Source organism: Sporosarcina sp. QA0331 (assembly GCF_055808055.1).
In genome coordinates this window covers 2,446,824-2,465,259 of the sequence record NZ_CM147850.1, presented here as the reverse complement: position 1 = coordinate 2,465,259, position 18,436 = coordinate 2,446,824, and the positions used below count along the sequence as shown (strand labels likewise).

18 protein-coding genes, 1 pseudogene and 1 riboswitch are annotated in these 18,436 nt (G+C 40.9%); of the genes and pseudogenes, 12 read left to right on the top strand and 7 right to left on the bottom strand.

The genetic code is table 11. The features are described 5' to 3' along the window. Positions 1-13 precede the first annotated feature (13 nt). Entirely contained in the window at positions 14-328 is a 315-nt protein-coding gene (locus tag AC0L13_RS12330) for a DMT family transporter (protein WP_473639987.1), read from the bottom strand. Further along, positions 328-669, bottom strand: a complete 342-nt coding sequence (locus AC0L13_RS12325) for a DMT family transporter (RefSeq protein WP_473639985.1) — start codon at positions 667-669, stop codon at positions 328-330. The genes AC0L13_RS12330 and AC0L13_RS12325 overlap by 1 nt, the downstream gene beginning before the upstream one ends. A 70-nt stretch (positions 670-739) precedes the next feature. Beyond that, positions 740-836, bottom strand: a riboswitch (guanidine-I (ykkC/yxkD leader). Positions 837-1,213: 377 nt separating this feature from the next. On the opposite strand from AC0L13_RS12325, the pseudogene AC0L13_RS12320 reads away from it, so the two are divergent. The 4 genes and pseudogenes from AC0L13_RS12320 to AC0L13_RS12305 all read left to right on the top strand — a co-directional run bounded on the left by AC0L13_RS12320 (position 1,214) and on the right by AC0L13_RS12305 (position 6,041). After that, positions 1,214-1,542, top strand: a pseudogene (locus AC0L13_RS12320) (ArsR/SmtB family transcription factor). Further along, positions 1,539-1,937 carry an SRPBCC family protein gene (locus tag AC0L13_RS12315; RefSeq protein WP_473639983.1) on the top strand — a complete coding sequence of 133 codons (399 nt, stop codon included), beginning with the start codon at positions 1,539-1,541 and terminating at the stop codon, positions 1,935-1,937. Before AC0L13_RS12320 ends, AC0L13_RS12315 begins: the two are co-directional and overlap by 4 nt. 178 nt (positions 1,938-2,115) lie before the next feature. Next, positions 2,116-5,286, top strand: a complete 3,171-nt coding sequence (locus AC0L13_RS12310; protein WP_473639980.1) for an ATP-binding cassette domain-containing protein — start codon at positions 2,116-2,118, stop codon at positions 5,284-5,286. A 119-nt stretch (positions 5,287-5,405) separates the two neighbouring features. After that, positions 5,406-6,041 carry a cupin domain-containing protein gene (locus AC0L13_RS12305; RefSeq protein WP_473639978.1) on the top strand — a complete coding sequence of 212 codons (636 nt, stop codon included), beginning with the start codon at positions 5,406-5,408 and terminating at the stop codon, positions 6,039-6,041. A gap of 50 nt (positions 6,042-6,091) precedes the next feature. Here AC0L13_RS12305 and AC0L13_RS12300 read toward each other — a convergent pair whose 3' ends face one another. Next, positions 6,092-6,259 (bottom strand): YfhD family protein, encoded by a 168-nt coding sequence (locus tag AC0L13_RS12300; RefSeq protein WP_473639976.1) that lies wholly within the window; start codon positions 6,257-6,259, stop codon positions 6,092-6,094. Positions 6,260-6,396: 137 nt separating this feature from the next. On the opposite strand from AC0L13_RS12300, the gene AC0L13_RS12295 reads away from it, so the two are divergent. The 5 genes from AC0L13_RS12295 to AC0L13_RS12275 all read left to right on the top strand — a co-directional run bounded on the left by AC0L13_RS12295 (position 6,397) and on the right by AC0L13_RS12275 (position 10,769). Beyond that, positions 6,397-6,642, top strand: coding sequence for a PepSY domain-containing protein (locus AC0L13_RS12295; RefSeq protein ID WP_473639974.1), 246 nt, complete (start codon positions 6,397-6,399; stop codon positions 6,640-6,642). Between the two features lie 91 nt (positions 6,643-6,733). Next, a complete protein-coding gene (locus AC0L13_RS12290) occupies positions 6,734-7,528 on the top strand; it encodes a VLRF1 family aeRF1-type release factor (RefSeq protein WP_473639972.1) in 795 nt (264 codons plus the stop codon). A 596-nt stretch (positions 7,529-8,124) separates the two neighbouring features. Then, a complete protein-coding gene (ltrA, locus tag AC0L13_RS12285) occupies positions 8,125-9,387 on the top strand; it encodes a group II intron reverse transcriptase/maturase (RefSeq protein WP_473639970.1) in 1,263 nt (420 codons plus the stop codon). A 134-nt stretch (positions 9,388-9,521) separates the two neighbouring features. Beyond that, on the top strand, positions 9,522-10,232 hold the full coding sequence (locus AC0L13_RS12280) for a hypothetical protein (RefSeq protein WP_473639968.1): 711 nt from the start codon (positions 9,522-9,524) through the stop codon (positions 10,230-10,232). 135 nt (positions 10,233-10,367) lie between these two features. Beyond that, complete coding sequence (locus AC0L13_RS12275) at positions 10,368-10,769, top strand: DUF4870 domain-containing protein (RefSeq protein ID WP_473639966.1); 402 nt, start codon at positions 10,368-10,370, stop codon at positions 10,767-10,769. A gap of 48 nt (positions 10,770-10,817) precedes the next feature. Here the strand turns inward: AC0L13_RS12275 and AC0L13_RS12270 are convergent, their stop codons facing one another. After that, positions 10,818-11,075: a DUF4190 domain-containing protein gene (locus AC0L13_RS12270; protein WP_473639964.1), complete on the bottom strand. Its 258-nt coding sequence runs from the start codon at positions 11,073-11,075 to the stop codon at positions 10,818-10,820. A 163-nt stretch (positions 11,076-11,238) separates the two neighbouring features. On the opposite strand from AC0L13_RS12270, the gene AC0L13_RS12265 reads away from it, so the two are divergent. Further along, entirely contained in the window at positions 11,239-13,029 is a 1,791-nt protein-coding gene (locus AC0L13_RS12265; RefSeq protein WP_473639962.1) for a S9 family peptidase, read from the top strand. Between the two features lie 238 nt (positions 13,030-13,267). On the opposite strand, the gene AC0L13_RS12260 is transcribed toward AC0L13_RS12265, so the two are convergent. From AC0L13_RS12260 to AC0L13_RS12250, 3 genes are all read right to left on the bottom strand, one after another. Then, positions 13,268-13,825, bottom strand: a complete 558-nt coding sequence (locus AC0L13_RS12260) for an SLOG family protein (RefSeq protein WP_473639959.1) — start codon at positions 13,823-13,825, stop codon at positions 13,268-13,270. After that, the gene (locus AC0L13_RS12255) at positions 13,822-14,982 is read right to left on the bottom strand and encodes an acyl-CoA dehydrogenase family protein (RefSeq protein ID WP_473639957.1); all 1,161 of its coding nucleotides are present in this window, start codon (positions 14,980-14,982) and stop codon (positions 13,822-13,824) included. Before AC0L13_RS12255 ends, AC0L13_RS12260 begins: the two co-directional genes overlap by 4 nt. Before the next feature lie 107 nt (positions 14,983-15,089). Then, positions 15,090-16,304 (bottom strand): MFS transporter, encoded by a 1,215-nt coding sequence (locus tag AC0L13_RS12250; RefSeq protein WP_473639954.1) that lies wholly within the window; start codon positions 16,302-16,304, stop codon positions 15,090-15,092. A 130-nt stretch (positions 16,305-16,434) separates the two neighbouring features. Between AC0L13_RS12250 and AC0L13_RS12245 the strand changes: the two genes are divergently transcribed. Further along, a complete protein-coding gene (locus AC0L13_RS12245) occupies positions 16,435-18,162 on the top strand; it encodes an ABC transporter substrate-binding protein (RefSeq protein WP_473639952.1) in 1,728 nt (575 codons plus the stop codon). Between the two features lie 11 nt (positions 18,163-18,173). After that, positions 18,174-18,401: a hypothetical protein gene (locus AC0L13_RS12240; RefSeq protein WP_473639950.1), complete on the top strand. Its 228-nt coding sequence runs from the start codon at positions 18,174-18,176 to the stop codon at positions 18,399-18,401. Positions 18,402-18,436 lie beyond the last annotated feature (35 nt).

The following is an 18,436-nucleotide window of genomic DNA, read 5'->3' as shown; positions in this document are numbered from 1 at the left end:
TAATTATACCTCTCTACGATACAAGTTTCAGACCAATGGCTGCACATAACACCATTGCAATAAATACTACTCGTTTCCAGTCTTTTGATTCCCCGAATAACATCATTCCTAAAATCGCTCCACCAGATGCACCAATTCCTGTCCATATTGCGTAAGCTGTCCCCATCGGAAGTGTTTTCATCGAATAGGCTAGAAAGATGAAACTTGCCCCAAAACCGGCAATTAATAATACTAATGATTGCCAATTTCGATCCTTATGCAATTTATTGATCATAACAACACCAAACATTTCACACAAGCCTGCCAAGATTAATGCAATCCATGCCATTATGATTCATCCCCTTCCTGAACGTTGTCAGTTGTCACTAGTTTCAAGCCAACGACGCCCCCCAATAAAAGTGCAATCAATAGTACTTTTTCTACTTTAAATGGCTCCCCGAAAATTAGAATTTCGGAAAAGACAGTCCCCGCTGTACCGAGACCAACAAAAACAGCGTATACCGTTCCAACGGGGAGCTTCCGTCCTGCCATAATCATTAAATAGAAGCTGACAAAAATCGCAACCGCCGTACCTGCCCAAGTCCAAAAGTCATTAGCATGTTTCAAGCCAATCACCCAAAAAACTTCAAAGAAAGCAGCAATCACTACTTTGATCCATTCATTATTCATTAAAAGACACCTCCGAAAATATTAGTATTGCCAAAAACAAAAAAAGCCTGGGAGACAACTGATAAACAGTTTCTCCCAGGCTTTTATCCTTCCGTGACACAGCTAAGCTGTGAGTTTTCTCTCGGACCAGGCCAACAACTTGTTGCGGAACCCTAGAAAACATTTGTACTTATACAATTCCTTTAGATTATACATAAAATCTTGAAATAGTCAAGGGATTGCAAAGTCTGAGGAAGTACTGGTAACTTATCGGTCATTTTCACATCGTTATCGATCAATTCATAGGAATTATCGGTCAATACAGCAAAGTTATTGGTCAATTCGCCGGAGTTATCGATCAATTTCATAATGTTATCGTCATTTCGCGGCCTTTGACCAATAGTTTTATTGGTATTTTCAACATGATTCAGTCCCAAATTTGCATTTCCCTGACTAAAAGCAGTCAACAATGACATACTTGACATGACACTTAAAGGTGTCGTATTATTAGTTTCAAATAGGACACCTATGAGTGTCGATTTATCAGATCAGGGGGAGAGTGATCTTGAACGAGATAAGACCTACTAGAGATGTCTATGAGGCCGTAGCCGATCCGACCAGGCGGAAACTGCTTCGTTTGTTGGCCGACGTGGAAGAATCGCCCCTAAACGAGCTGACGGTTCATTCGAAATGGGTCGTACTGCAGTTTCAAAACATTTGGCAATCCTGAAAGAGGCGGGACTTGTGACGAGCAAAAAAGTAGGAAGGGAAACACGTTTTCAGTTGAACGCTGCATCATTAAAAGAGATTCAAAATTGGGTGGCTTTCTATAACAAGTTCTGGAATACCCGACTGTCTCGTCTGAATTTACTATTAGAGGAGGAAGAAGAATGAGTTTATCATTAACAATGGATTTTCAGTATAACAAGTCAATCGAGAAAGTGTGGAACGCTTTAACAGATTCGGATATGCTTGAAAAGTGGATTTGGAAGAATGACTTTAAACCGGTCGTAGGCTACAAATTTACTTTCCGCGCGGAACCAAGTGAATGGTGGGATGGCATCGTCAGGGGTGGAGTGTTGGAAGTGAACGAGCCAAATACAATTTCTTATACTTGGGCGAGCGGCGCTGAAGAGCATGTCGTCACTTGGACGTTATCGGAGACGCCGGATGGGAATACCAACCTCCACCTTGAGCAAACAGGAATCCATAGTGAAGATGGATTAAAAGGCGCACAATATGGTTGGACAAATATGTCTCAACAGCTTACAAAAGTGTTGGAGGAATAGTAAGTCCTTCTTTGGTAAAATAAAATGGTCACTACACAGTAATTCAATTATAGGTCGCTTTTCGGAAATAGCGGAAAGCGTCATTTTTTTTTGCGCAGTAAGATTGAGGTAACGAGTTTTGTAATGAATTGTAATTCACCTGGCAATACTAAAGTAAGAGAATGGAGAGGATGCCACAATGAAAGTAAATCAATTAATCGCGAATAATATTAAACGATTGGATGCAGAGCTTCCAGAAGATATGTCATTAGGTATTGCTGGACTTTCCGGATCGGGGAAAACTACTTTCAGCCAAACTATCGGTGAAGAATCGAAAAAGAGGCTCGTTTCCTTATTGCCGAAGGCTGAATACCAATATTTATTCCCAAATATTATGGAAACGAATTTCAGCGCTATCAAAATGGAAGAGATGCCGTTAGTGCTATTCCTTGGAAGATCATCAATTTCCTCTAATCCACGTTCGACAATCGGTACACATACTGGTGTTTTTACGGAAATCCGTGTAAGGCTTGCTGACAAATTTAATCTGTCTCCGGAAGTGTTTTCATTCAATAATGAATTAGGCTGGTGTCCTAAATGTAAAGGGAGAGGCAGTACGAGCAATATTGAATGTAAAACTTGTGGCGGGAAACGATATAGCCCAGAAGTTGAGCAACATACACTTGATTTAATCAATAAATCACATTCTATTTCCGATATTAACAACTTAAGCGTCGAAACAATCCTCTCACTAGCAGAAGAATTACATATTAGCGAAGGGAAACAACTTATCTTAAAAAATATTATAAATATGAACGTCGGTTACTTAACGTTAAATCGGATTATGGGAACATTATCGGGAGGAGAATTAACACGACTTTATTTGGCGGAATTCATGGCTGCGAGTGAAAATACAGTCATTATTATCGATGAAATTTCAGTAGGTCTTGATCGCCAAACTTTGTTGAAGATTCTAGAGCAGATTAAGCAATTGGGTTATAAAAATCAAATTTGGCTTATCGATCATTCCGACACAGTACTGGATACAACGGATAAGCAATTATTCTTCGGACCGGGCAGTGGTAAGTATGGCGGAAAAATAGTCGAAGAATCACCGCGTCCCAAACCTGTTTATCAGCAACGGAATGGGGCAAAGCCAATAGAATTCTATCTTTTTAAAGATCTTTACTGCCGTAATATTCAAATGGCGGAATTTCAGATTCCCAAAAATAGACTTGTAACGGTTACAGGTGAGTCAGGCTGCGGAAAGTCCACTCTCATTAATGAATGTGTAGCTAAAGACTTTTTGAAGCGTTATCCGAAAGATAAGCTGGTTATGGTAGGACAGGATCGAAATCAATCGATAACAAGCCGGTCAACCGTTGCGACGTTTCTTGATATTAAACAGAAACTGAACAAGTATAGTGATGAAATAGATGATATTTTTGAGCGCTCGATTGAAGATATCATTGAGGAACTACCAGAGGGAGAAATCGCCCATAAGCGGTTGAGCTTATTGATCAAACTTGGACTTGGTTATTTGACATTGGAAAGAAAGACACAGACATTGTCCACTGGTGAATTCCAATGCGTCCATTTAGTTTCGGAGCTGTTTGCAAATTCAAGAAAACCACATACGCTTTTTATTTTTGACGAACCTTCAAAAGGTTTATCTCAAAATATATTAAATCAGTTCATCGATAGCCTTAGGATGATTTTGCAAGATGAAACAGTTTCAATCGTAATGATTGAACATAATGAGTACATGATGGAGAGTTCCGATTTCATTATCGATTTCGGTATGCGTAAAAATGAACCTGTTACATATCTAGATGTTGTTAGCCATCATGATTATTATGAGAAAAAGAATATGGAGGATATTAAGATACCCTTACCTATTTCCTCCGCTCTCAAGCAGCAAAACGGCATTAGCTATTTACATGAAAATCATATCGACTACTTTAAAAACGCAGAGAATATTTATAAAGGCGGCATCTTAAAAAGTTTATCCTCAATGGCCCGTTTGATTTATGGTGAATACGAATCCGATAGAATTGCACCAGTCATTGCGATCGATCTTGAAAGACATTTGTATAGCCAATACAGTTTTCTTTACGAAATTGGTGGGTTGATCAACCACATAGTGGCGGCGCATCCGACGAACAAAGATACGAAAAGCTTCGATTTCTATAATAAAGACAATCATTGTCCGTCATGTTCAGGGCGACTTCAAATCGAAATATTTGATAAAGATCTTGTCATTCAAAACAAAGATGTTCCATTCTGGGATGGTTTGCTTCATCCAGACGTGATGGACGTATTGAAGTATTATAAATACGAAAAGTTGAAATTTCTATTTGAAGAAATTAAGAATGATACAGGCCATGACCTGTCAAAAAGCTACAACGAGATGACCGATGAAGAAAAGCATACATTTTGGTATGGATACTTTGAGAAGTCATTTTATGATAAGGAAGGTAAGGCGCGCAGAACGTGGGTAGGTTTCAATACCATTCTTGGCATGTATATGGTCGTATCAAAATCCGGGATTAAAGAGCAAATGAAAGCTTCAAAAGAAATGATTACTTGTCCGATTTGTGAGGGGACTGTATTAAATCATCATAAGCAGCTTACATTTAAAGGCACAGATATTCGCGAAGTCATTAAACTCCCGATTGACGAAGTATTGAAAGTCGTGGGAGACTTGCCTGTGCTAGCCAATCTAAGATTAATTGTAGGCGGCGATATGGTTTTGACTGAGGATGTCTCCTTGCTGCCTCGGGAAACACAAGTCGCACTGAAAATGTTCGAATTGGAGCGGGCAAGCTTTACGGGATATGAGATGGTGCTCCAAAATGCCTTGCCATTTTGGGATACGATCAAAGGAAATATCGACTCGATTAGCAACAACAATCTAGTGACAATCTGTGATTTCCAAAATGTGAATGAGACAAGGGAGGCTATCATCGATAAATATTTCACGAATGGGAAGTATAAAAAACTGACATATGTTTATGAAGCATTTGGTTACAAGAAGTTAATTACCCAAGTGAATAAAATCAGAAAGGCTCATCCATGTCCTTTCTGTAAAGGTAAAAAAGTGATCAATGAAGATAATTTGCATGATGGCGTGTTCAAGCTGACTATTCCATGTGTAAGTTGTCAGGCAACTGGCATCAATGAGGAAGGGTTGAATGAACTTGTTGATGGGATAGAAGTTCAAGCGTGGCTTACAGGCAAGGTGAGTGATGTTGTGGATAAAAGCATATATACAGAAGCTGTTGCTGATATTCTTATTTTCAATCGCATTCGCGAGTTGAATAAACGAGACATGATGGCGGTTTATGAATGCTTAGAGCGAAATAATTAAATCAATAAAAGAAGAATGCCTAAGAAAATTAATTGTAAAGGGCTGAACATGTATGTAAAGGACGTTTGCCAAAACAGTTGCATAAGATAATACGATGAATCTTTGAAGGGAATGAAAAGATGTATTATCATCCTTATGGGCATCCATACCAAAACCCTAATGTTTATTCTATGTATAATTATGGTGGAACACCGAATTATTGGATAAATCCTAATCGGGCAATCCAAGGACATCAATTTGATTCTTACTCCACTGAGCATGCTCAACCTACAAGAATGTTAAGAGATTTTGGACCTGAGCCATTTGTCATTAATATTAACGAAGCAGCCAAACAAAATAATACGTTTCGTACCGCTCTATGGACAGGACCCCATTTACAGACCACTTTAATGAGTCTTGGTGTTGGTGAAGATATCGGTTTAGAAAGGCATCCTGATGTTGATCAATTCATTCGTATTGAACAGGGGCAAGGGATTACTCAGATGGGTAGGACTAAAAATAATTTGAATTTCCAAAGGAATGTGCGTGACGATTCTGCAATCTTCATACCTGCCGGAACATGGCATAACATAAAAAATACAGGTAATATCCCACTAAAACTCTATACCATATATGCCCCGCCTAACCACCCGTTTGGTACAATTCACCGTACTAAGGCGGAGGCAGAGGCAGAGGAACGAAATAGCAGTCATAGCAATCGAAATACCGGCCTTACTGGCCAACTCCAAGAAGACAATTCACCTTATTATTGGTGAAAAAAATGTGAGTGCCCCTACACTAGAATTAATAGTGTAGGGGCATATTATTAAGGCCGTCTTGACTGATTCTTCTTTTTTGCCTTTCGCAGCTCTGCAAATTCTTTTGCGATTTCCTCCTGCATATTGCCGGGTTTGATCTTCTGGTTTTTTGGTGTTTGCGGCAAAGAATTTGTGTTATTTCCGCCTGTTTTATTATTATGGTTATCTCTTCCCAAAAACGATCGCTCCTTTCAATTTGCTATCGTACTTACTATGGCTTTCCGGCGTTGTTTTATGCCGAGTCGGGCACATTTCACGATTCTTTGAATAAGATGAACATGAAGGTTTAAATTGATTTGGGGGCTAAGCGAGAATGAATAACATGAATAATAATTATTGGGAAGGTCATTGGCAAAATCCAAGGTACCGGAGAATTTCAATGGATCAAGCAATTGAAATTGCCTTACAACGTGTGCCGGGAGAAGTTGTTAAGGCTGAACTGGAATTTGATGATGGAACTTTATTGTATGAAATCGAAATCCGTACATCGCAAGGCGTTAAATATGAAGTGAAAGTGGATGCCGTAACCGGTCAGGTTGTGAGAGTGAAATTGGATTAATCCAAATTGACTTATTGCCGAACCTTCCGTTTTAGATTGAAATGGATAGGGTATGCTAAAAAGAAGCATACTATGAGGAGGTTCGGGATATATGACACTTAGTGAAGAACTGAAAAAACTGAAGGAATATGAATGTGATTCCCGCTGTGTGTTGAGTGTGTACTTGAATACGAATCCTGCAGATCCAGAACAACAGAATGGTGCTTGGAGAATCCATTTAAAAAATGGTTTGAAGCGCATCGATGAGTATTTGGAAGCTTCCCATGATGAAAAAGAAATTAAAGCGTATAAGAAACTGAAGGAGAAAGTAACGAAGGAAATCGAAGATCATCAAAACGACTTGAACAAAGGGGTCGTTATTTTTGCGTCTGAAGATCCTGAACTATGGTCTGTCCATTATGTGCAAGTGCAAGTGAAGACGAGTTTCCATTGGGAGGACCATCCGGTAATCGAGGAAATGGAGTATATGTTGAAAGCGTATCCAGAAGCGGGCATCATCTTAACGAGCTTCGGAGAAGTGCGCATTTTGGACACGGCAATGGGCTTTATTAATGACGAGATGAATTATGCATTTGATTCAGGTCTGGAAGTGTGGAAAGAACAACAAAGCGTCCGTTCTTCATTGCAACGCGGCTCAGGTGGAGGCCAAAGTGACGGCCTTGATGATCGTCTAAGGGAAAATCTAGAACGTTTTTATAAAGAATTAGGAATAACTGTCGAAAAGATGAGGAAAGAACGAAACTGGAAGGAATTATACGTAGTCGGCGAAGCGGAACTTGCAAATTCATTTGCCAAAACCCTTCGAACGAAGCCGAATAACTGTATTTATAAGAACTTGAATAATGTCGAATCGAAAAAAGTGCTCCATCAAGTTTTCGAAAAATAAATTCACTTTCAAAACCGTCTCTTTCCAAGGGGCGGTTTTCACATTGTGCGCCCAGCATGGGCGTAGTCTATAGGGTGCAAGTCCCGAACTGTGAAGGCAGAAGTAGCAGTTAGCTTAACGCAAGGGTGTCCATGGTGACATGGAATCTGAAGGAAGCGAGCGGCAAACCTCCGGTCTGAGGAACACGAACTTCATATAAGGCTATGTATGATTGGGTGAGTTTGCAATTCAAAACAAAGCCCTTTCTGCCGAAGGTCATATGTAGTAAATGAAGCAGATAGATGGAGGGAAAGACTACGTTCTTACCTGGGGAGGTCTGATTGGTATGCCAAGTACACTTGGTAACCTACTCAGTGATGGGTAGCTGAACAATCAGAAGTCAGCAGACGCCATAGTACCATTCGAACTCGAGAAGAATGGGAAGGGCTGAACAATTAAGAGAGAACAACATCTTGGCATTCAGCAACCTGCGAAGAACACAGATAACCGATAAGGCATGCTTGAAGGAGGAAGTGGTGAATTCCACGGGGGACTTCGAGATGGTGGAGCAGGACTGGCATAAGAAGAACCGTTGTTCACGGAAAGAGGCGTAACGCATGTTGATGGAGCGAATACTGTCACGTGAAAACCTGCTTTCTGCCCTGAAACGGGTGGAGCGCAATAAAGGAAGCCACGGTGTGGATGAAATGCCCGTACAAAACCTACGGAAGCACATCCTAGAACATTGGGAATCCATGAAAATGGAACTTCTTCAGGGAACCTATGAACCGCAACCTGTCCGCAGGGTCGAAATCCCGAAACCTGACGGGGGTGTGCGTCTATTAGGTATCCCTACCGTGATAGACCGCTTTATCCAACAGGCGATAGCCCAAGTATTAACTTCTCTATATGACCCGACATTCTCAGACCATAGTTATGGATTTCGTCCTAATCGAAGTGCTCACGATGGAGTCAGAAAAGCAAGAGGGTACATACAGGAGGGAAATCGCTGGGTTGTCGATATCGACTTGGAGAAATTCTTTGATAAAGTGAACCATGACAGACTCATGGGGACACTTGCGAAACGAATCAAAGATAAACATCTTCTTAGATTAATCCGTAAATATCTCAAATCGGGCATCATGATAAATGGTATCGTGACAATGAGTGAAGAAGGGACTCCGCAAGGAGGACCTTTGAGTCCACTCCTTTCCAACATCGTCCTTGATGAACTTGATAAGGAATTGGAGAAGAGAGGGCATAAGTTTGTCCGATATGCCGATGACTGCAATATCTACGTGAGAACACAGAAAGCAGGTAATCGGGTCATGAGCTCCATCACTTCATTTATTGAAGGTAAACTTAAGTTGAAAGTGAACCTGAATAAGTCCGCAGTTGACCGGCCATGGAAAAGGAAGTTTCTTGGCTTCAGTTTCACAAGTGGTAAGGAACCGAAGGTTCGCATTGCCAAGGAAAGTGTGAGGCGAATGAAGAACAAAATCCGTGAAATCACTTCAAGAAAGATACCTTATGCGATGGAATACCGGATCGAGAAACTTAATCAATATCTGATGGGATGGTGTGGATATTTCGCACTGGCTGACACGCCAAGTGTGTTTATTAAATTTGACTCGTGGATTAAAAGAAGACTACGAATGTGTATGTGGAAGAACTGGAAGAAACCAAGTACAAAGGTGAGAAAACTCATTGGACTAGGTGTCCCGAGGGGAAAAGCATATGAATGGGGCAATTCACGTAAAAGTTACTGGAGAATATCTAAAAGTCCAATACTACACAGAACCCTTGGGGACTCGTATTGGAGTTCCCAAGGGCTTAAAAGTCTGATATCTCGTTACGAAGACTTGCGTTATCAATCTTAATTGAACCGCCGTATACCGAACGGTACGTACGGTGGTGTGAGAGGTCGGGAGTTAATCACTCCCTCCTACTCGATTTGTACAGATATAAACCTGCCGACATATCATAGAGAAAACGATTGATGGGAGGTTGACTTATGGGATTGTTTTTTAATAAGAAGAACCATACGGATCTTTATAAAGGCAATGAAATTGCTGAAAGAAACCAAGCCATCTATCGGACAGATTCATTGTCGGAGGCAATGAAAGAGCAAAAGAAAGCATTCGATATGATGAATGAAAAATATAGCGATATGGAAAAGCAACTTCAAAGACAGAGAAGAATCCAGTCCGATCGATGGAAAACAACGGGCATGCGCTTTGAAGAAATACTGGATTATCAATCACAGCATCGTCAGTTTGAACAAGAAGCGATTGAAACATTGGAACGTTTAGATAGAAAACATAAAGAGCTGCAAAAAATCCTCGACAATAAGAGAAGGATGAATGAAGAACTTGTTGAACAAATCAACATGCTAAACCAATCGAACAGTGAAATCGCGGAACGGTTAAATAAATTTGATGCCGATCAGGAGAAACTCCTAAGCAAAATGGATGAACAAATCGTAAAGCAGGATCAATTTTCCCTTTCGCTGGAGGAACAGAAGATAACTCAAACTGAAATTGTGGAAAGGATTGAACAGCAAGAAGGATTGTTAGATAAAATGATGAGGCAACTGGATTTCGTGAAATCAGTTGTGTTTGAACGATCGCATTTCATTGCAGATAAAATCGACAGAAGTTACCAGCTCACTACGACGTATATTAGTAATTTGAGAGGTAAGTCCAATCAATCGGATCCGAACTAAATTGACGGCCAGTCTGTTTGCATATTGCAGACGGACTTTTTTGGTATCTTTCTCCCTTTACGTCCTAATAGACTTAAGCAGGCATCATTCTCACAACAATTCAATATACTAGGGAAGAAAGGGGGTTACTGTTAATTGCAAGAAAATGAAAAAGAAAAGCAAGTAACGAATAAAGGGGAGCTAGCAAAGGCTAATGAACCTAAAGCTGATGGAAACAAAACGTCAATCGGATTAACAGAGAACGTTGGAGGGATGTTATGTTATATCTTCATCATCGGTCTTATTTTTCTATTCATGGAAAAAGATAACCGTTTTATCCGTTTCCACGCGCTTCAATCCGTATTCTTAGCTATTGCGTTAATTTTGATTAGCATCGTATTGGGCTTCATTCCAATAATCGGTACAATTGCAAACCTACTCTTAAGCCCGCTTGCTTTTGTACTGATGATTTTTTTGATGTATCAAGCTTATCATAACAACTACTATAAGCTGCCATTCATTGGTGACTTAGTGGAAAGTCAATTGGAAAAGTTATGAAGATAAGCCGCCCCGACTATTACGCCGGGGCGGAATTTTTGTATTTACTTAATAGCCCGAACCTCCCAGAAGAATAATGAATATCCAAAAGAAAAGTTTCATTGCCAATGTGATGACGCCTAAAATGATGCCAGCAATCGCCATTCCTTTTCCGCTTTGAATTTTCTTCCCTGAAACACCGAAGACGATAGCTAAAATCCCCAGTAGATAAGGTAAAAGAGGAATCAGATTCAATACGACTCCTAAAATTCCTAAAACAAGTGAACTGATTGCCATCCCATTTGTTTGTTGCGTTTCATTTTCCATCCATATCACCCCCACTATGACAACGTATGCAAGAGTAAAAGCGAATTTGAATGAAATCACCATCTGTGTAAATATTCTAAGAAACTAGTAAAGTTGGATTCTTTCACGAGAATAGAAATGATATACTGTAATTTGAATAGAAAAGTAGCCTAGGAGGATAAGTATGATACCTTTCGCAAAACCGACTGTGGAGCAATTTTTCCGGACGTATACAATCACGAACTTCGCAGTGAACAATGATGAAACAAAGCTAATTTTCAACTCGAATCTTAACGGCAAGATGAATTTATGGGCGATGGATTTACCTGGTACATCTCCCTACTTATTCGCACATCAAGATGAATCGTGCAATTTCATTAAGTTTGATCCCGATAACCGGTATGTATTGGCAGGTTATGATAATGACGGAGATGAAAATTATCAAATCTATGCCATTCCGTTTGAAGGGGGCTTGCCACAATCATTAATTACAGGCGAATCGGATCAGAAGTATTATTTCAGTCATGTAAGCGATGATGGAAAACGGATTTATTATGTAACGTCTGTCAATAATCCGATGTTTTTGAATTCGCATTTGCACAACTTGGAAACAGGTGTCGATACACTGTTGCATATTGGGGAGAACTCGACGACGGAGCTTGCAGCAGTTTCGGATGATGAAACCGCATTCGTCTACTCCCAGGCCTTTGCTAATACGTACGTCGTCAGCTTCGTAAATATCGGGGAAAAAACATTCCACTTAACGCCGGATCCTAATAAAGTGCATGTCGCCTATGACCCTGTGTTCACTGACACAAACACAATTCATTTCGTAACGGACTATGAGAGTGACCATGCGTATATCGCGAAGTTTGATTTGACGACAAAGACATTTTCAAAAGTGTTGGAAGTGGAAGAGGAAAGTGTCAGTACAATCCAATGGAATAAGGAAACAGGAGACATCCATTTCCTTACGATCAATGGAGTGGCGGATAAATATTATCGTATGAATGTAAACGGGGAAGGGCTGGAAGAATGCTCCTTGCCGGTCGATGTAGTTGATCAATTCTGTGTTGCAAAATCCGGCAATGTGTATATTTTAGGTAGAAGCGCAACGGTTCCTCCTAATATTTATAAATCGGCAGATGGAAATGAGTGGACAAGGCTTACTGAAAATAGGGTGCTCGGTGTCAGTGAGGAAGACATGGTCGAACCGGATGTCGTTTCCTATAAGTCGTCTGACGGATTGGAAATTGAAGCTCTTTTATTCAAAGCGAAAGAAGAAAATGGGAATGGGTACACAATCTTTTGGCCGCATGGCGGTCCACAGTCATCCGAACGGAAAATGTTCCGTTCAATGTTCCAATGCTTCTTGAATAGAGGTTATAATATTTTCGCACCGAACTTCCGCGGGAGCACTGGCTATGGCTCGGAATTTACAAAAATGGTCGAACAAGATTGGGGAGAAGGACCACGCCTCGACTGCTTGGCGGGCATCGAATGGTTATTTGATAATGGCATTTCCGACAGGGATCGACTGTTCCTAGTAGGCGGCAGTTATGGCGGCTATATGGCGTTGCTGTTGCACGGCCGACATGCAGAGTACTTCAAAGCAGTCGTCGACATTTTTGGAGTGTCCGATTTATTCACATTCGTCAATTCTGTTCCACCGCATTGGAAGCCGATTATGGATAGGTGGTTAGGCGACCCAGAGCGGGATAAAGAACGCTTTATCAAAGATTCTCCTGTCACATATCTCGACGGAATGGTGAAGCCGATGCTCGTCATCCAAGGTGCGAAGGATCCACGCGTCGTAAAAGAAGAATCCGACCAAATCGTAGCAAAGTTGAAAGAGCTCGGCCGCGACGTCGAATATCTTGTGTTGGACGATGAAGGGCATGGCTTCTCGAAGAAAGAAAATGAAATTAAAGTATACAGTTTGATGTTGGAGTTTTTGGAGAAGCATCATAAGTAATTAGGAAAGCTGTTCACCAGCAGATGTTAGACTGGCGGACAGCTGTTTTTTGCTGTTTGGTATAATGAATTCTTGTTTATTTTACCAAAGGTCCATTCTTTTCGAGTCAGGGTCCGTTCTTTTGCATTAGGGTTCATTCTTTTCGTGTCAAGGTCCGTTCTTTTCCACAAGAGCTCATTGATGTCGTTCTAGGGTCCATTCTTTTTACGTTAAGCTCATTATTTACACTAGTTCTCGTTCATTCCCAATCCTGTCGTTGCAAATCCTCAGCAACGAGCTGCAAATCGTCCGCTGAAATCGTCAGTACTTCATAATCGCTTGTCTCCGCAAATTTTAACGCCATCTTCTTCATGAATTTTGGAGAGCCTTCATTTTCCTCATCATACACGATCAAAATCCCATCCGAATTCCGTAATAAAAACTTATCACGCTCTATGAATTGCCAAGGGGCTTCATATGGACGTTTCGTTAAACTGACTGTATAATCCGCATGCGCTAATATGAAGTCGTAAGCCTCTTTCTTCGCTTCGTTCCAGTTTTTTTCTTGTTCTTGGAAAGGGGTGATGACGGCGAATTTTAAATCGGGATACATGTCTTGCAGGTCAATGACGGTTTCCCCGGCCCATGTTTCTACTCCCGGCTGTCCGCTGATGATCACCCATTCGAGGCCGATATCGAGTAGGGGAGTCAATCGGTCTTCCAACGCCTTTTTGATAATGCCGATGCCCGGATGCTTATCGTTGAAGATGCCTAATTCATGTGCTTTATAGCCTGTTATGACAAGTCGTTTGATCATTTTTTCATATCCTCGATTGCGGAGAGAGCTATTTTTGAAATGACCATATCATCCATAGGTGGGTTATGCAATCCGGCGCGGACATCCCGGTAATATCGTTGCAGCGGATTGGACAGCTGCAAGCTTTTCGCGCCAACGATGCGCATTGCTTGATCGACAATATGAATGGCGGCATTTGTAACGACATGCTTGGCAGCGCCTAATTCTTGATTCATCGACGCACGCTGTTCCAAATTATCGTAAGCGGCTGCGACACTGTATAGGAAGTGACGGGCTTTCATTAATTCCAAATCGATATGACCGATATGACTTTGCACATTCGGCAATTCGGAAATCGTTCCTTGAATACTGTTCGGACTATATTCGACAGCAAACTTCACTGCGTAATCTCTTGCAGCTTGCGCAATTCCTAAATAACATGCTGGAATATGAAGCAGCCAGCCGTTCAATTTATCCCCTCGGCGACCTTTACAGAACTCTACGAAATCTTCCTCACTTACAATGACATTATCTAATACTAAATCATGACTTTCCGTCCCGCGCATGCCGACCGTATTCCAAGTCTCCTTGATGGATACGCCTTCACTTGATTGATTAACGAGAAAAAATCCGATGCCATCCTGTTCTTCAACCCATGCAGAAACGAGGGAATGCGTTAGGACTGGCGACATTGATGTGAAGTTTTTCTGTCCATTAATGAGCCAATGCCCATCTTTTTTGACAGCAGTTGTTTGCGGCCGGCCGCCGCGCGTTGGGCTGCCTGTTTGAGTTTCACTCGCTGCGCGGTTCACCAACGCGCCGTTCAAAACTAATTTTGCAAACCGATCTAAATTGTTCTTTTCCCACAGTTCATTTGCATAAAGATCGCCGACGACGCCTTGATGCCAGCCGATGGATAATCCAGTTGCCCCATCGTAGGACGCAATCGTCTCCTGCATTAATATCATATCTGTAACGGTGATTCCGTCACCGCCATATTCTTTTGGAAGTGCAAGTGTTGTATAACCCAATTCAACAAGCGATTGGATATTTTCTTTTGGGAATTGAGCAAGGCGGTCTGTCTGTTCCGCCGAGCCCCGTATTTGTTGTTCAAGCTTGCTTAATTTATCCACCCATTCCTTTTGCAAATCAGTTGTGATAAAAAGCTCCTTCGACATATAGACACATCCTTTAGAAAACATTCTTATGTATGTCTATTATACGTTACTAGTTGTTGATTGCATGAAATGAGGTCTGCTCAATTATTTTTCGAGCAGACCTCATTTCATTTAAGTTCTTTAAAAGGATGAAAGAAAAGACGGAGGAAAAGAACTATAAATATGCACATGGAAATGAAAAATAAAATTCGTATTGGAAACCACTCTGCCCATAATCCTGCAATGAATAACCCTAGAGGAAGCGTTAACTTCATTAACATGGATGACGTTCCTGCAACCCTTCCAAGCAGATGATTCGGTGTGAATTCTTGGCGAATCGTAAAGTAAACAATATTGGACAACGTCGTTGAGAATGTCCGAATGGCAAGAGATATTCCGATTGCCCACCAAGTTTGCGCGAACAACAACAAGGCCATGGAAGTAATGTCAAAAACAATCGAATATGTATAAATAACGCCGCGGCCGAAGCGTTTACGAATTCTGCTAATTAGACTTGCTCCGATAAGTCCGCCGATTGCGGAAATCGTAAACATGAAACCGACTTGTCTAGAATCAGCACCAATCTGATCGGTTGCGAAGAAGATAAGTACACCAACGACGAGACTGGAAGCGAAATTACTGAATAGAACTGTGATTGTTGGTGTTAAAAGAATTTTATTGTTAAATAGTTCTACTATTCCTTCTTTCATATCTTGCCAGATTGAATGTGAGTCATCCTCTTGTTTTGCAGTTGAAGGGACATTTAAAAATTGCATAAATATAAACATGATTAATAGACATACAAGGTAAATCGTCAAGGTCGAAGTGTATGAAAATACGGCAATTAGTATCCCGGCAATCCCAGGGCCAATCATTCGAATTAACGTATCGATAAACGACAGCTTAGCATTTGCTGAAGTCAATTGATCCTTTGAAACAATTTGGGGAAGGACAGAATGATTGGCATTCCCGAACGTATACCCTGCGGAAGATAAAACGAAGCCTAGGATATATAAGTGCCACAGCTCAATTTGGTTTGTTAGCAACAACGCGACGATACCACACATGGAAATAACTTGAATAAAACTTGTCCAAACCATCATCGTCTTCCGATTTAACCGATCAACCAACGCCCCTGCAAGCATGCCTAAAAAGATATTCGGGAAAAATTCAATCGCACGCATCATACTCATCGATAATGCCGATCTGCTCAAATCATAAATTAGCAACGGTATTGCAATGCTGTACATTTGCATTCCAAAGCTCGATATCGTGGAGCCTCCCCATAAAAGCAGGAAGTTCCTATTTTTAAATAGTGAAACCTCTGAAGCAATTGCTTTCATTCCCATCCCTCCATTTGTTTTCTTGCATAAAAGAAGTGTAGAATAATAAAAGGTGCATAAAAAGTGTCTATTATTCATTTTGCAGTTCACCTTTAACGACCTGCGGGATGACTTGAAGGAGGGGTGGCATGTGAAGTATTTGGATCACTTACTTGAATTAACAAACCATTTTACGGAAGGAATTGAAGAGGAAACAACAGTCGCATCCCTAGCCGACATATTGAATTGTTCGGAAAGACATGTGAAAACTATAGTCAAAGTGTTGCATAGCGAAGGCGCTATAAACTGGGTAACACAGAGGGGGCGGGGGAAGAAACCGAAATTGACGATCCTATTCACGAAGGATGAAATATTATTGGATCAATCAAAAGAGATGGTGCGGACAGAGCAGTATCAGGATGCCTTTTCATTAGTCGACGCAATGGAAAAACAAGAACAGTTAAAGTTTCAAAAATGGTTTGCAGAAAACTTAGGTCTTACACAGAAATCGGATAGTGAAGTTGAATTGGATATTTTACAGTATCCTTTTTATGAAACGCGTTTAGTCATGGACCCGATGCGGATTGTTTCTCGCCACGACGCGCATATGGTTCGGCAGTTATTTGATCGACTCGTCGAATATGATGCTGTAGCTAACGAGCTGAAACCAAGCATCGCTCATCATTGGGATTCACAAGATGGCAAGCAATGGACATTTTACCTCCATAAAGGAGTTACTTTCCATCATGGCAGAGAACTTACTTCCTCAGATGTGCAGTCAACAGTTCGTAGGCTAATGAACGAAACGGAATTCTTTGGTAATGTTGAAAGAGTAGACGTAATCAATCGGACCATCATTCAATTCACGCTAAAGGAAGTGGACTTTCTATTTCCGCGCAGTTTAGCCGCTTCAAAAGCTTCCATTGTACCGATCGAAAAGGTCATTGATCATCCAAAACAGTTTGCAAGTTTCCCAGTCGGCAGTGGACCTTACCAAGTGACACAGAATGAAGAAAACATGATCCGGTTAGAAGTGAATCCTTCTTATTTTTCAGTTAGACCATGGCTGGACGAAATACATATCATTAAAACACCATCTCATTTTGGCCAAGAAACCAATTATCCATTTTTGTTGAAAGCGCCAGATACTACTTGGAAGCAAGTGAAACGAATGGAGGAAGGGGCGAGTTATATTACCTTTAACTGCTTAAAAGAAGGGATGTTTCAGCAAGAAGCCTTTCGGAAGGATATATATAGAAGGCTCCAACCTGAGCGGATACGGAATGAAGGATTGGATAATGAAGTTGTAGCTACAAGTTTCCTATCCAGTCGCTCTGAAACTGTCAAATTGGATAATAAAAATGGGAGTCTCCGCTATAAAGGACCATCCCTTCAAATTGCCGCACAACAAATTCGTTCGGGAGCTAACCACGAGAGAGCAGCCAAGCATTTGCAAACTCAACTGCATGAAATGGGAATCGAGTCTACAGTCAATATTGTTAATTTTCATCAAATGGGCACGGAGGAAAGCTTGGAGAAGTATGACCTTTTCGTGGGAGGAATAGCATTAGGAGAGGATCGTTTATTGTCTTTGCTTACAGCATTTCATTCAACTGATCTCACTATCTATTCGTGTTTGGATGAAAAGATGAGGAGTTCGGTAGATGAGAAAATCCGGAGAATTAGAAGTGTGGAAGATGAATCTGCCCGATGGGAAATTTACTATGAGATCGAAGAGTTTTTGAAATCAAAGTATGTACTTTTATTTTGCAACCACCGATTTCACACGGTCTACGAACCAAAAGATAATCCGTATGTCAATATTGAACTAGATAGTAACGGAAGGGTGGATTATCGGAAAGTATGGAAAAAAGTTTAGGGGGAAGATGGATGAATATTCGAAAACTAGAGCCACAAGATGCGGAAGCGTATTTTCCAATACGATTAGAAGCTTTGCTAACGAATCCCGAGGCGTTTTCATCGAGTTATGAAGAGGAGAAAAAGCAAAAAGCCGACAAATATAAGGATAGATTTCAAGGGAATAATTCCTTTACATTCGGCGCTTTTGAAGAATCGAAACTGATCGGCGTCATTACGTTATTACAGAGAAAACTGTAAAGCTGAGACACCGTGCAACTATTGTAGCGATGTAC